Origin of the sequence: Pseudomonas alkylphenolica (assembly GCF_004025535.1) — a bacterium.
GTDB lineage: Bacteria > Pseudomonadota > Gammaproteobacteria > Pseudomonadales > Pseudomonadaceae > Aquipseudomonas > Aquipseudomonas alkylphenolica_A.
In genome coordinates this window covers 673704-687397 of the sequence record NZ_QJRG01000049.1, presented here as the reverse complement: position 1 = coordinate 687397, position 13694 = coordinate 673704, and the positions used below count along the sequence as shown (strand labels likewise).

Annotated in this window: 12 protein-coding genes and 1 riboswitch; of the genes, 10 read left to right on the top strand and 2 right to left on the bottom strand. The window is 63.8% G+C overall.

Annotated features, from left to right (window positions below; genetic code table 11):
* Nucleotides 1–3: 3 nt before the first annotated feature.
* A complete protein-coding gene (locus DM813_RS26780; RefSeq protein ID WP_128326398.1) occupies nt 4–678 on the top strand; it encodes a polysaccharide lyase family 7 protein in 675 nt (224 codons plus the stop codon).
* Between the two features lie 35 nt (nt 679–713).
* The gene (gene yghU, locus DM813_RS26775; RefSeq protein ID WP_128326397.1) at nt 714–1556 is read left to right on the top strand and encodes a glutathione-dependent disulfide-bond oxidoreductase; all 843 of its coding nucleotides are present in this window, start codon (nt 714–716) and stop codon (nt 1554–1556) included.
* A 56-nt stretch (nt 1557–1612) separates the two neighbouring features.
* Here yghU and sfnG read toward each other — a convergent pair whose 3' ends face one another.
* Nucleotides 1613–2707 carry a dimethylsulfone monooxygenase SfnG gene (gene sfnG, locus DM813_RS26770; protein ID WP_128326396.1) on the bottom strand — a complete coding sequence of 365 codons (1095 nt, stop codon included), beginning with the start codon at nt 2705–2707 and terminating at the stop codon, nt 1613–1615.
* Nucleotides 2708–2943: 236 nt separating this feature from the next.
* Between sfnG and osmE the strand changes: the two genes are divergently transcribed.
* Nucleotides 2944–3306 carry an osmotically-inducible lipoprotein OsmE gene (gene osmE, locus DM813_RS26765; protein WP_128326395.1) on the top strand — a complete coding sequence of 121 codons (363 nt, stop codon included), beginning with the start codon at nt 2944–2946 and terminating at the stop codon, nt 3304–3306.
* 55 nt (nt 3307–3361) lie between these two features.
* Here osmE and DM813_RS26760 read toward each other — a convergent pair whose 3' ends face one another.
* A complete protein-coding gene (locus DM813_RS26760) occupies nt 3362–3652 on the bottom strand; it encodes a hypothetical protein (RefSeq protein WP_128326394.1) in 291 nt (96 codons plus the stop codon).
* 283 nt (nt 3653–3935) lie between these two features.
* Nucleotides 3936–4036, top strand: a riboswitch (guanidine-I (ykkC/yxkD leader).
* Nucleotides 4037–4104: 68 nt separating this feature from the next.
* On the opposite strand from DM813_RS26760, the gene DM813_RS26755 reads away from it, so the two are divergent.
* From DM813_RS26755 to atzF, 7 genes are all read left to right on the top strand, one after another.
* Nucleotides 4105–5169, top strand: coding sequence for a putative urea ABC transporter substrate-binding protein (locus DM813_RS26755; RefSeq protein WP_128326393.1), 1065 nt, complete (start codon nt 4105–4107; stop codon nt 5167–5169).
* A 13-nt stretch (nt 5170–5182) separates the two neighbouring features.
* Nucleotides 5183–5998: an ABC transporter permease gene (locus tag DM813_RS26750; protein WP_128326392.1), complete on the top strand. Its 816-nt coding sequence runs from the start codon at nt 5183–5185 to the stop codon at nt 5996–5998.
* Complete coding sequence (locus DM813_RS26745; RefSeq protein ID WP_128326391.1) at nt 5995–6783, top strand: ABC transporter ATP-binding protein; 789 nt, start codon at nt 5995–5997, stop codon at nt 6781–6783. The genes DM813_RS26750 and DM813_RS26745 overlap by 4 nt, the downstream gene beginning before the upstream one ends.
* Before the next feature lie 4 nt (nt 6784–6787).
* Complete coding sequence (locus DM813_RS26740) at nt 6788–7501, top strand: urea amidolyase associated protein UAAP1 (protein ID WP_128326390.1); 714 nt, start codon at nt 6788–6790, stop codon at nt 7499–7501.
* An 11-nt stretch (nt 7502–7512) separates the two neighbouring features.
* Nucleotides 7513–8139: an urea amidolyase associated protein UAAP2 gene (locus DM813_RS26735; protein ID WP_128326389.1), complete on the top strand. Its 627-nt coding sequence runs from the start codon at nt 7513–7515 to the stop codon at nt 8137–8139.
* 196 nt (nt 8140–8335) lie between these two features.
* Complete coding sequence (gene uca / locus DM813_RS26730) at nt 8336–11935, top strand: urea carboxylase (protein WP_128326388.1); 3600 nt, start codon at nt 8336–8338, stop codon at nt 11933–11935.
* On the top strand, nt 11932–13692 hold the full coding sequence (atzF, locus tag DM813_RS26725) for an allophanate hydrolase (protein ID WP_128326387.1): 1761 nt from the start codon (nt 11932–11934) through the stop codon (nt 13690–13692). The genes uca and atzF overlap by 4 nt, the downstream gene beginning before the upstream one ends.
* Nucleotides 13693–13694: the final 2 nt, after the last annotated feature.

Genomic DNA, 13694 nt, shown 5'->3' with positions numbered 1-13694 from the left:
CCCATGACCGTCAACATCGACAAGCTGATCATCACCACACCGGTGGCCACCTCCGCCTCCGAGCCTGTTGCCCTGGAGCTCACCGGCGCCCAGGCGCTGGCCCGTTTTCCCAAGGTCATCAGCACCCTCGCCGACGGCTCGGTGCGTTTCACCGCACCGACCAAGGGCGCCTCCAGCAAAAGCACCCACCGCACCCGCTGCGAATGGAAAGAAGCCCAGTACTGGACGCTGGCCAGTGCCGACCGCCATCGCTGCCACCAGGTCATGACCCTGACCCAGGTCAACCACGCGCAGAAGGTGGTGATCGCCCAGATGCACGTCAAAGACGACGACAGCCCGGTGCTCAAGGTGTTCTGGAACAAAGGCAAGATCACTTATGGCTTTCGCCCAAGCTTCAACCAGGCCGCACCGGCCAGCGTCACCCTGTTGAGCAATGTGCCGTTGAACGCGGTGTTCGCCGTCACCGTGCAGGTCAGTGACGCCGGGGTGTTGACCCTGGAAGCCAAATGCAAGGGCATCAGCGCCAGTACCGGCTCGCTGCGCATGAACAGCAACTGGAAAACGCAAACCTTCAACTTCCATGGCGGGGTCTACAACCAGGTCGACTACACCAGCGCCACAGCGGCCAGCGATGCCTCGGTGTGCGAGCTCAGTACCTTGCAGTTGCTGCACAGCTGAGCAACAGTACAGCCAGCCAATCAGGAGGATTCCCCATGAGCAAAGCAGCAGCTTACGTACCCCCAACGGTCTGGACGCATGATGCCCCTTCGGGTGGCGAGTTCGCCAACATCAACCGGCCGGTGGCCGGGCCGACCCACGACAAGGTGCTGCCGGTGGGCAAACACCCGCTTCAACTCTATTCGCTGGCCACGCCCAACGGCGTCAAAGTGACGATCCTGCTCGAGGAACTGCTGGCGCTTGGCTGCAGCGCTGCCGAATACGATGCCTGGCTGATCCGCATCAATGACGGTGACCAGTTCTCCAGCGGCTTTGTGCAGATCAACCCCAACTCGAAGATCCCGGCCTTGCTGGACCGCAGCGTCGAGCCGCCGATACGCGTATTCGAATCTGGCTCGATCTTGCTGTACCTGGCAGAAAAATTCGGCCACTTTCTGCCCAGCGATCCGGCCGGGCGCACCGAAACCTTGAACTGGCTGTTCTGGCAAATGGGCGCGGCGCCTTACCTGGGCGGCGGCTTCGGGCATTTCTATGCCTACGCGCCAGAAAAGTTCGAATACCCGATCAACCGCTTCACCATGGAGGCCAAGCGTCAGCTGGATGTGCTCGACCGCCGCCTCAGCGAAAGCGCTTACCTGGCCGGTGACGCCTACACCATTGCCGACATCGCGGTGTGGCCGTGGTACGGCCAGCTCGTTCGCGGCAACCTGTACGGGGCCGGCGAATTCCTCAACGTGCAGCAATACACCCACGTACGGCGCTGGGCAGAGGCTATTGCCCAACGTCCCGCGGTGCTGCGTGGCCAACGGGTGAACCGCACCTGGGGCGATGAAGCCAGCCAGTTGCCGGAGCGGCATGCAGCAGCCGACCTCGACTGAAGACCTTGCGCCGGGCGATCGGTAGGCTCATCGCCCGGCGCTGTGTCAATTGAAGCTCACACCGCCACCTGTTCACTCAGTGCGGCCTGCTCCAACTCACGTACCAGCGGCAATACGTGTTGGCCAAAGTATTCGACTTCTTCCTGAAAGTGCAGGAAGCCGGAGAGGATCAGGTCGACGCCCACCGCCTTGAGCGCCACGATACGCTCGGCAATTTGTTGCGGTGTGCCGATCAGGTTGGTCTTGAACCCGTCGTTGTACTGCACCAGGTCTTCAAACGTCGACTTGGCCCAGTTGCCGTCACCTTCCGGGCTGGCGGCCCCGGCGTTTTTGGCTTCACCACCAAAGCCCCTGACGGCCTCGGGGTCGGCTTTGGCGATGATCTCTTCGAGTACCGCACGGGCCTGCTCTTCGGTTTCACGCGCGATGATGAACGCGTTGACCCCAACCTTGACCGAGTGACCATTGAGCGCCGCCTTGGCGCGGATATCGTCGACCTGCGCCTTGATCCCTTCAACACTGTTGCCGTTGGTGAAGTACCAGTCAGACACCCGGGCCGCCATGTCGCGCGCCGCGCGTGAGCTGCCGCCCTGGAAAATCTCCGGGTGCGGTTGCTGCAGCGGCTTGGGTTTGAGGGTGTAGTTGTGGAAGCGGTAGAAGTCGCCCTGAAAGGTGAAGTCGTCCTGGGTCCAGATGCCTTTCAAGGCACGGATGAATTCTTCCGAACGGCGATAGCGCTCGTCATGGTCCAGCCACGGCTCACCGATGGCACGGAACTCGCCCTTGAACCAGCCGGAGACGATATTGACCGCCACCCGGCCGTGGGTGAACTGGTCGATGGTTGCCAATTGCTTGGCCGCCAACGCCGGGCTCCACGGGCCGGGCAGGATCGCGGCGATCACCTTGAGTTTTTCGGTGGCGGCCAGCAACGCGTGGCTGATGGTCACCGATTCGTGCTGGTTGTCAGCACCGTACCCGGCGGTGAAGCGGATTTGCGACAACGCATACTCAAACCCGGCCTGCTCGGCAATTTGCGCCAGCTTGCGGTTGTAATCGATATCCCAGCTGGTGCGTTGTTCGATCTTGCTGACGACAAGACCACCACTGACGTTGGGTACCCAGTAGGCAAATTTGATCGGTTGCTGGCTCATGCAAAGTACTCCACAGGACAAGTACATGAGCTAGAGCAGCTACCGTGCCAAGACAAAAAATCTTTTATTTTCAGCAGCATAGCTATCCCAAGGGATTACTGATCGGTGTCCACCGCAGGTCATGCTGTTGCGCAACTGTTGCCTGGCCAACAGTTGCGGGCACTTCCCCTATCGACTTTACTTTTACTGATGTCCCCTGGTGTTTCTTCCCGACACTCTCCACCGGGAGCACTGCCATGAACAAACCTCTCTTCGCGCTGATCGCCGTGCTGTCAGCAGTAAGCGCCTGCTCGACCGATTCCTACGTGTACCGCAGCCAGCCTTTGGTCGCCAAGGTCGAGACCGGCATGAGCAAGGAACAAGTCCTGCAAATTGGCGGCAAACCCCTGACCGCCTCCGAGCGTAGCGTGGTGCCCGGTACCTGCTTTGACTACCTGCTTACCCAGTCCGGTGAAAAGCAACCCTACAGCGTCAGCTTTGATGACGCCGGAAAAGTCGATCACAAGAGTTTCATGACCTGTAACGAATGGAGTCGCGCCCAGCAAAAAAACAGGGAGCCTCCTCCCAATATGGGGGGCATGGTAGGTGGAGGCTATTAATGCAGTCCAAGCTTGCGCTCGGCCAGGGCTGACCAGAGCGCAAGTCGCCTCGCGACTATCCCTTGACCTGGCAAATCCCGTTGGCTTTGTTCTTCCCGGTGTACGACACGCTCGCCGAGCCATCGGGATTGATCGACAACGAGATGGTGACCCCACTGCCCTTGGCTTCAAAATAGTTATCGTTGAATTTCTTCAGCTTGCCTTCCTTGCCGTTGATGTAAATCGGCCCACCCTCATCAGCGTGGACTTCGATGTTTCCCGGACACGTGGCATTGACCAACGGAATGCCGGCATTGGCGAACCCGGCGACACAAACCAGTAACGCGCCCAACAGTATTTTTTTCATCAAGACACCTCCCTGAATCGGTTTCGTACATCGTAGCCCATGCTGTCGCTGATCGACTCCGATCCCGACCCTGCGCTCCCTTCAGGTGCGCCACGCACCAATTGAACGCACCACGGCCGTTTAACCCACCCAGCCCATTCGTCATGCGACCCTCACCTCTCTTTCTGCGGGCCACGTAATCAGGGCCCTGCAGCCTGTTGTCCGACACGCCGGGCGATTCTGGCATGCCTCTGGCATAGCACTGTGCGTGCAGGAGTAGCGAGCGCTATCGCACCAAAATTCGTAAATGGTTGGCTAGGGTTCCGACTTGCGCAGGCAAGTGCCTGGACCGAGAGCTGACGACCTCCAGTTGAGGTTACACGGCGGGATAAAAGCCCGGGAGACAGAGACCACCCAACGCAATGGGCGGTCGCGCTGCTCCTCGACCGTCTACCGCCAACTGGAGTCTTGCCATGCGAAAGCCACTGCTGACCGCGTTCCTGACAGGCATCGTCCTGTTGACCAGCCTCTCTTCCAAGGCCGCCGTCAAGAACGACTTCAATATCTGCTGGACCATTTACGCCGGGTGGATGCCGTGGGAATACGCGGCGGCGCAGGGCGTTGTCGATAAATGGGCCGACAAATACGGTATCCGCATCAAACTCACCCAGATCAACGATTACGTTGAATCGATCAATCAATACACCGCCGGCCAGTTTGACGGCTGCACCATGACCAACATGGATGCGCTGACCATTCCGGCTGCCGGTGGAGTCGACAGCACCGCGCTGATCGTCGGCGACTTCTCCAACGGCAACGACGGCGTGGTGATCAAGGGCAGCGGCAAAACCCTGGCCGACCTCAAGGGCATGGACGTCAACCTGGTCGAGCTGTCGGTCTCGCATTACCTGCTGGCCCGCGCCCTGGACAGCGCCGGGCTTCGCGAGCGCGACCTGAAGGTGGTCAACACCTCCGACGCCGATATCGCTGGCGCCTTCAACACCGATGACGTGCAGGCGGTGACCACCTGGAACCCGATGCTCGGCGACATCAACACCCGGCCCGAGGTCACCCAGGTCTTCGACTCCAGCAAGATCCCGGGAGAAATCCTCGACCTGATGGTCGTCAACACCCAGACCTTGCAGGACAACCCGGCACTGGGCAAGGCACTGACCGGTGCCTGGTACGAAGTCATGGCGCTGATGGCGCAAGACTCGCCCGCAGGCCTTGCGTCGCTTGAGCACATGGCCAAAGCCTCGGGTACCGACCTTGCCGGGTTCAAGCGCCAGCTCGCCACCACCCACCTGTTCGCCACCGCGCAAACAACCCTGGACTTCGTCACCAGCACGCAGCTGCCAACCACCATGGAAAAGGTCGCTGCGTTCTCCTTCAGCCACGGTTTGCTCGGCGCCAGCGCGCAGGACAGCGGCGCCGTCGGCATGCGCTTCGCCAAGGGCGTGATGGTCGGTGACCAGAGCAACCTAAAGCTGCGCTTCGACACCGACTACGTGCAAATGGCTGCCGACGGCACGCTGTGATCGAGGATTGGCCATGCGACTTTTGAATCGTCACCCGGATCGGTCCACGCGCCTGTTCCTGGTCATGCTGCCGTTTGCCCTGCTGCTCTGTGCCTACCTGATCGGCTCGACGCAGCGGCTGGCCGACAACCCACGGGACAAGCTGCTGCCCAGCGCCGCGCAAATGAGCGACGCGGTCAAGCAGATGGCTTTCACCGAAGACAAGCGCAGCGGCGCCTACCTGCTCTGGCAAGACACCGCGTCGAGCCTCAAGCGGCTGGGCAGCGGGCTGCTGATCAGTGCCGCTCTCGGCCTGGGCCTGGGCGTGATTGCCGGCACCCTGCCGCTGTTTGCCGCCCCCCTGTCGCCGCTGATGGTGGTGGTGTCGATGGTGCCGCCGCTGGCGATCCTGCCGATCCTGTTCATTGTCTTCGGGCTGGGTGAGTTGTCGAAGGTGATGCTGATCGTCATCGGCATCACCCCGATTCTGGCGCGTGACCTGGAGCAGCGCGCCCGTGAGATCCCCGCCGAACTGCGCATCAAGGCCCTGACCCTCGGGGCTTCGACCTGGACCTACATCGTCCGCGTGGTGGTGCAGCAACTGGCCCCGCGCCTGCTGATTTCCCTGCGGCTGGTACTGGGCTCGGCCTGGCTATTCCTGATCGCCGCCGAAGCCATTGCCTCGGAGGATGGCTTGGGCTACCGGATTTTCCTGGTGCGCCGCTACCTGGCCATGGACGTGATCCTGCCCTACGTAGTGTGGATCACCTTGCTGGCCTGGCTCACCGACTGGTCGTTGAAAACCCTCACCCGGCTCGCCTTCCCCTGGTACGAGGGAGCACGCCCATGAACTTCATCGAAGTGCGCAACGTCTGGCAGCAATACGACGACCATGTGGTGCTCGAAAGCCTGAACCTGAGCATTGCCGAAGGCGAGTTCTGCACCATGGTCGGGGCCTCGGGCTGCGGAAAATCCACCTTCCTGCGCTTGCTGCTGGGCCAGGAACGGCCGAGCCGCGGGCAGATCCTGCTGGGTGGCCAGCCACTGGTCGCAGAGCCCGATCCGAGTCGCGGCGTGGTGTTCCAGCGCTATTCGGTGTTCCCGCACCTGAGCGTGCTGGACAACGTTGCCATCGGCCTGGAACTGCCGCGCGCGCCGCTGCTTGGGCGTTTGCTCGGCCGCCACAAGCGCGAAGCGCGCGAGCAGGCGGCGAACCTGCTGACCCGCGTGGGGCTGGGGCCGGCGCTGCACAAATACCCGGCGCAACTCTCCGGCGGCATGCAGCAGCGCCTGGCCATCGCCCAGGCGCTGATCATGAAACCCAAGGTGCTATTGCTCGACGAGCCCTTCGGCGCCCTGGACCCCGGCATCCGCAAAGACATGCACGCCCTGCTCCTTGAGCTGTGGCAGGAAACCCGGCTGACCGTGTTCATGGTCACCCATGACCTCAGCGAAGGCTTCAGCCTCGGCAGCCGCCTGCTGGTGTTCGACAAGACCCGCTTCGACCCGCACGCACCCCACGCGTTTGGCTCACGGGTGACCTACGACCTGCCGCTGGCGAACAAAGCCCAGACGCTGCCAAGCACCGTCAAGGCCGCGCCCCTGCGCACCCTTCAACCGCAACCAGGAATTTGACCCCATGACCGAAACGCATGTTTTTGCCGACGAACACCTGCCCGGTGGCGGGCATTTGTCCTTTGTCCTCAAGCGCGGGCAGCTGGTGCGCTTCACCGACCTGGAAGGCGGCGCCAACGTCAGCCTGATGCTGTTCAACGCCAACGAAAAAAGCGAGCGCCTCAACCTGCCCGACACGCTCAAGTGCCAGCACACCGCCAAGCTCACGGCCGGCCATTGCCTGTACTCCGACATGGGCCGGGTGCTGGCCGCCATCACCCATGACACCTGCGGCTGGAGCGACAGCCTGGGCGGCGTGCTCAACGCCCAGGAGGTGACGGAAAAGTACGGCCAGGGCCGCTATCAGGAACGGCGCAATGCCTTCCTGCGCAACGGCAGCGACAACCTGCTGGTGGAGATGGGCAAGTGGGACCTGCATCTGGCCGACCTGACCATGCCCCTCAACCTGTTCAGCCGGGTGGACGTCGACGCCCATGGCGGCCTGCACTTTGCCAGCGGCAACGCCAAGGCCGGTGACTACATCGAGCTCTACGCGCCCATGGACACCCTGTTCGTAGTCACCGCGCTGCAGCATCCGCTGGACCCGGACGCAGGTTACGCGCCAAAGCCCGTGCAACTGCGCTTCGCCCATGCCGACGAAGCGGTTGCCGAGCACTGCCGCACCTCGCGCCCGGAGAACGTGCGCGGCTTCATCAACACCCAACGCCTGTTTGCCTGAGGACCCGGACCATGAACCCAACCCTGCACGCCGACAGTGCTGTGTCGCAGTCGATCATTCCCGCGGGCGAACCCTGGCTGACCGAAGTCAAAGCCGGGCAAACCCTGCGCATCCTCGACCTTGAGGGCAACCAGGCGGTCGACACCTTGTTCTACAGCGCCACCAACCCGCGCGAGCGTTACGACGTCCAGCGCACCCTGCGCCGTCAGGGCAATGTCTACCTCGGTGCCGGCAGCGTGCTGTACTCGAACCTTGGCCGGCCGATGCTGACCATCACCGAAGACACCTGCGGCCGTCACGACACCCTCGGCGGCGCCTGTGCGCAGGAAAGCAACACCGTGCGCTATGCCCTCGACACACGGCACATGCACAGCTGCCGCGACAACTACCTGCGCGCCTGCTGCCACGACGGCCGCCTGGGAAAACGCGACATCAGCCCGAACATCAATTTCTTCATGAACGTGCCGGTTACACCGGAAGGCGGGCTGACCTTTGAAGACGGCATTTCCGAGGCCGGCAAGTACGTGCAGCTGCGCGCCGAGATGGACGTCATCGTGCTGATCTCCAACTGCCCGCAACTCAACAACCCCTGCAACGGCTACAACCCGACGCCAGCGGGGTTGCTGATATGGGACTGAAAACATTGATCACCCGGCTGCGCCTGGGCCTGTTCGCGGCCTGCCTGTTCCGCAGTGGCCAGCGCCCTTCGAACCCTGCGGGTAGCCGCAGCGAGTGAACCTGACTGTTGTCCGGGGACGACCCTGAGACATTTACAAAACTGCGGGACGGCCCGCAACCCAGTCGGGGCCTTCAGCCGCCTCCAGGGGACGTGTCATGTTCAATACCTTACTGATCGCGAATCGCGGCGCCATTGCCTGCCGCGTACTGCGCACGCTGCGCGAGCTTGGCGTCGAGGGCGTCGCCGTCTATTCCGAGGCTGACATTGCCAGCCGCCACGTGGTCGAGGCCGACCAGGCGCTGAGCCTGGGTGAAGGCGCAGCCGCCAGCACCTACCTGGTGGTCGACAAGATCCTCGCCGCGACAAAAGCCAGCGGCGCACAGGCCATTCACCCGGGCTATGGCTTTCTGTCCGAAAACGCGGCCTTCGCCGAAGCCTGCGAAGCCGCCGGTATCGCTTTCGTCGGCCCGACCGCCGAGCAGTTGCGGGTGTTCGGCTTGAAGCACACCGCCCGCGCCCTGGCACGGCAACAGGGTGTGCCACTGCTGGAAGGCACCGACCTGCTGGACAGCATCGATGAAGCGCTCGCTGCTGCGGCGCAGGTGGGTTACCCGGTCATGCTCAAGAGCACCGCCGGCGGTGGCGGTATCGGCATGCGCGTGTGTCACGCCGCCGATGAACTGCAAGAAGCCTTCGAGACAGTAAAGCGCCTGGGCCAGAACAACTTCAGCGATGCCGGGGTGTTCATCGAAAAGTACATCCAGCGCGCCCGCCACCTGGAAGTGCAAGTGTTCGGTGACGGCGCCGGAGAGGTGCTGGCCCTGGGCGTTCGCGACTGCTCGGTGCAGCGCCGCAACCAGAAAGTGCTGGAAGAAACGCCCGCGCCCAACCTGCCGGAAGGCATGGCCGAGGCCCTGTGCGACGCCGCGGTGAAACTGGCCAAAGCGGTGAACTACCGCAGCGCCGGCACCGTCGAGTTTGTCTTCGACAGTGATGCGCAGCGCTTCTACTTCCTGGAGGTCAATACCCGGCTGCAGGTCGAGCATGGCGTGACCGAGCAGGTCTGGGGCGTCGACCTGGTCGCCTGGATGATCCAGCTCGCGGCCGGCGATCTGCCGCCACTGGCCACACTGCGCGCCGGGCTCGCACCCAGCGGCCATGCAGTACAGGCCAGACTGTACGCCGAAGACCCTGGCAAGGCATTTCAACCCAGCCCGGGGCTGCTCACCTGCGTCGACTTCCCGCCTGCCGATGGCAAGGCGCTGCGCATCGATACCTGGGTGGAAGCTGGCTGTGAAATCCCGGCGTACTTCGATCCGATGATCGCCAAAGTCATCTGCTGGGCCGCCGATCGCCAACTGGCCTGCCAGCAGCTGGACGATGCCCTCGCCCAGAGCGCGCTGTACGGCGTCGAGACCAACCGCAACTACCTGCGCCAGATCATTGCCGACGCACCTTTTGCCTCCGGCAGCCCCTGGACCCGCTGCCTGGAAGGCCTGGTTTATCGCGCCGAGACCTTCGAGGTGCTCAGCGGTGGCACGCAAACCAGCGTACAGGATTACCCCGGCCGCCTCGGCTACTGGGCCGTGGGTGTACCGCCGTCAGGCCCCATGGACAGCCGTGCGCTGCGCCAGGGCAACCTGTTGCTGGGTAACCCTGAAGGCGCGGCGGGTCTGGAAATCACCATGAGCGGCCCCACCCTGCGGTTCAACACCGATGCGGTGATCTGCGTGACGGGTGCGGCATTACCGTTGGCAATCGACGGCCAGCCTGCGCCGCTGAACACCACCTTGTACGTCAGCCCAGGCTCGGTCCTGACCATGGGCAGCATCAGCGGTGCTGGCGCACGCAGCTACCTGTGCGTACGCGGCGGTCTGCAACTCCCGGACTACCTGGGCAGCAAGAGCACCTTCACCCTCGGTCAGTTCGGCGGCCATGGCGGCCGGGCGCTGCGCGCCGGTGACATCCTGCACCTGAGCGCACTGACCGACTTCTCGTTCGGCCGCGCGCTCGACACCCCGCCAGCGCTCGAGCCGGTGCGTCAGGTCCGGGTAATCTATGGGCCGCACGCGGCACCGGAGTATTTCACCGAAGCCTACATCGCAACGTTTTTCGCCACCGACTGGGAAGTGCACTTCAACTCGAGCCGCACCGGTGTGCGCCTGATCGGGCCGAAACCCGAGTGGGTACGTGCCGATGGCGGCGAAGCCGGCTTGCACCCCTCCAACATCCACGACAACCCCTACGCCATCGGCGCGGTGGATTTTACCGGCGACATGCCGGTGATTCTCGGCCCGGACGGCCCCAGTCTGGGCGGGTTCGTGTGCCCGGTCACGGTCATCGAGGCCGACCTGTGGCAACTCGGCCAGCTCAAGGCCGGCGACAAGGTCCGCTTCATCCCCACCCCGCTGGCTGAAGCGCGCCAGCTGGCCACCCTGCCCGTCACCGCGCCCTTGAGCGCACCCGTGCACGGCTGCCCGCTGCAGTCGCCAATCGTGATGGATATCGGCAAGGACGACACCCGCCTGGTCGCGCGCCTGGCCGGCGACACCCACCTGCTGCTGGAGATCGGTGCGCCGGAGCTGGACCTTGTGTTGCGCTTTCGGGGCCATGCCCTGATGCAGGCCCTCGAAGCCCGCGCGCTCAAAGGCGTCATCGACCTGACTCCGGGGATCCGCTCGCTGCAGGTGCACTACCAGCCCGAAACCTTGCCGCTGGATCAACTGCTGGCCGTGGTCTCGGGGCACTGGGAGGCCGTGTGCACCGCGCAGGACCTGCAGGTGCCCTCGCGCATCGTGCACCTGCCGCTGTCCTGGGATGACCCGGCCTGCCAGCTGGCGATCGAGAAGTACATGACCACCGTGCGCAAGGACGCCCCCTGGTGCCCGAGCAACCTGGAGTTCATCCGCCGCATCAACGACCTGCCGGGCCTCGACGAAGTACAGCGCACGGTCTTCGACGCCAGCTACCTGGTGATGGGCCTGGGCGACGTCTACCTGGGCGCTCCGGTGGCAACGCCGCTGGACCCGCGCCACCGCCTGGTCACCACCAAATACAACCCTGCCCGCACCTGGACCGCAGAGAACTCGGTGGGTATTGGCGGCGCCTACATGTGCGTGTATGGCATGGAGGGACCGGGCGGCTACCAGTTCGTTGGCCGCACCCTGCAAATGTGGAACCGCTACCGTCAGGTCGCCGCCTTCGATGGCAAGCCCTGGCTGCTGCGCTTCTTCGACCAGATCAGGTTCTACCCGGTCAGCGCCGAGGAACTGCTGACCATCCGCCGCGATTTTCCGCTGGGCCGCTATCCGTTGGCGATCGAGCACAGCCAGCTGCGCCTGGCTGACTACCAGGCGTTCCTGGCCCGCGAAAGCCAGGGTATCGACGCCTTCCGCAGCCAGCAGAAAAGCGCCTTCGAGGCCGAACGCCAACGCTGGATCGACAGCGGCCAGGCCCACTTCGAAAGCACCGAGGTGGTGACCCCGGCAGCCGACGAGCTACCCCTGCCTGCCGGTCATGCCGGCATCGAAAGCCCGATTGCCGGCAACCTCTGGCAAGTACAGGTTATGCCGGGCGAGCTGGTCGCCCCCGGAGACACGCTGGTGGTGCTTGAGTCGATGAAGATGGAAATCCCGGTACTCGCAACCTGTGCCGGAACCGTGCGCGAGGTCCGCGTGGAGCCGGGTTCGCCGGTACGTGCCGGGCAGACCCTTGTCGTTGTAGAAGCGCTTGTGAGCATTGGAGAACCCGCATGAACACCGACCTGCGCCTGAGTGTGCTGAAAGACCGCTACCTCAGCGGTGAAACCACCCCGCGTGAGCTGATCCTGACCCTGCGCGAGCACGCCGAGCAGCTGAACCCGGACTATCGGATGTTCATCCACCTGCTCAGCGCCGAACAGCTGGAGCCTTACCTCGCGGCACTTGAAGCCCGTCGCCCGGAAGACCTGCCGCTGTATGGCGTGCCGTTCGCCATCAAGGACAACATCGACCTTGCCGACATCCCCACCACCGCAGCCTGCCCGGCGTTTGCCTATGTGCCGGAGCAATCCGCCACGGTGGTGCAACGGCTGGTCGAGCTGGGTGCCATCCCGCTGGGCAAGACCAACCTCGACCAGTTCGCAACCGGCCTGAACGGCACACGCTCGCCCTATGGCGCGTGCCGCAACAGCGTGCACCCCGACTACCCGTCCGGGGGCTCCAGTGCCGGCTCGCCATTAACCGTCGCGCTGGGACTGGCAAGTTTCGCCCTGGGTACCGACACCGCCGGCTCCGGCCGGGTGCCGGCGGCGTTGAACAACCTGGTGGGCCTCAAGGCCAGCAAAGGGCTGCTGTCCACGGCGGGCGTGGTCCCGGCCTGCCGGACGCTCGATTGCGTCACCACTTTTACCGCCACCGCCGAGGAAGCCAGCACACTGCTGGCACTGATCGCACAGGTCGATCCGGCGGATGCCTACAGCCGCAGCAACCCGGGCTGGAACCAGGGCGCAAGCTTCGGCGACCTGCGACCGTTCCGGTTTGGCGTACCGGCCGCCGAACAGCTGGAATTCTTCGGCTGCAGCGAAGGCCCGGGGTTGTTCGCCGACGCGGTTGAACGGCTCAAAGCCTTGGGTGGCGAGGCCGTGAACATCGATCTGTCTCCTTTCCTGGAAGCCGCGCGCCTGCTCTACGAAGGCCCGTGGGTGGCCGAGCGCTACAGCGTGGTGGGCGCGTTGGCCCAACGCCAGCCCGAGGCGCTGTTGCCGGTGATCCACGCGGTGCTGCGCAAGGCTCCTGAAGTCTCAGGTGTGGACACCTTCCGCGCCCAGTACCGTCTGCAGACGCTCAAGGCCGAGTGCGACCGGATCATGGCCGACCTCGATTGCGTGCTGACCCCGACCATCGGGCGCCCGGTAACCTTGCGAGAGCTGGACGTAGAGCCGGTCCTGCGCAACGCCGAGCTTGGCTACTACACCAACTTCATGAACCTGCTCGACTATGCGGCCGTGGCTGTGCCGAGTGCGCTCATGGAAAACGGCTTGCCGTGGGGCGTGACCGTGTTCGGGCGCGCCTTTACCGATCAGTACCTGCTCAGCGTCTCGCATGCCTATCAGGGCGGTACGCCTGTGGGTCACCCGGCACGCAATGACCGCTCGCGGATCGTCGTCTGTGGTGCGCACCTGGCCGGGCTGCCGCTGAACGGCCAGCTTACCCAGCGCGCTGGCCGGTTGATCGAGGCCACCGAAAGCGCGCCGCACTATCGCCTGTACGCCCTGGCCGGCGGCGCCGTGAAGCGTCCGGGCATGGTCCGGGCGCAAGACGGCGTGGCGATTGCTGTCGAGGTGTGGGAGATCCCGAGTAACGAACTGGGTTCATTCCTTGAAGGTATCCCGGCGCCCTTGGGACTGGGGAAAGTACAGCTGGCGGATGGACGCTGGGAAACCGGTTTCATCTGTGAGGGCAGCGGCCTTGAAGGGGCCGTGGACATCAGCGCCTGGGGTGGTTGGCGGGCCTGGCTGAACAGCCAGGTGTAGCG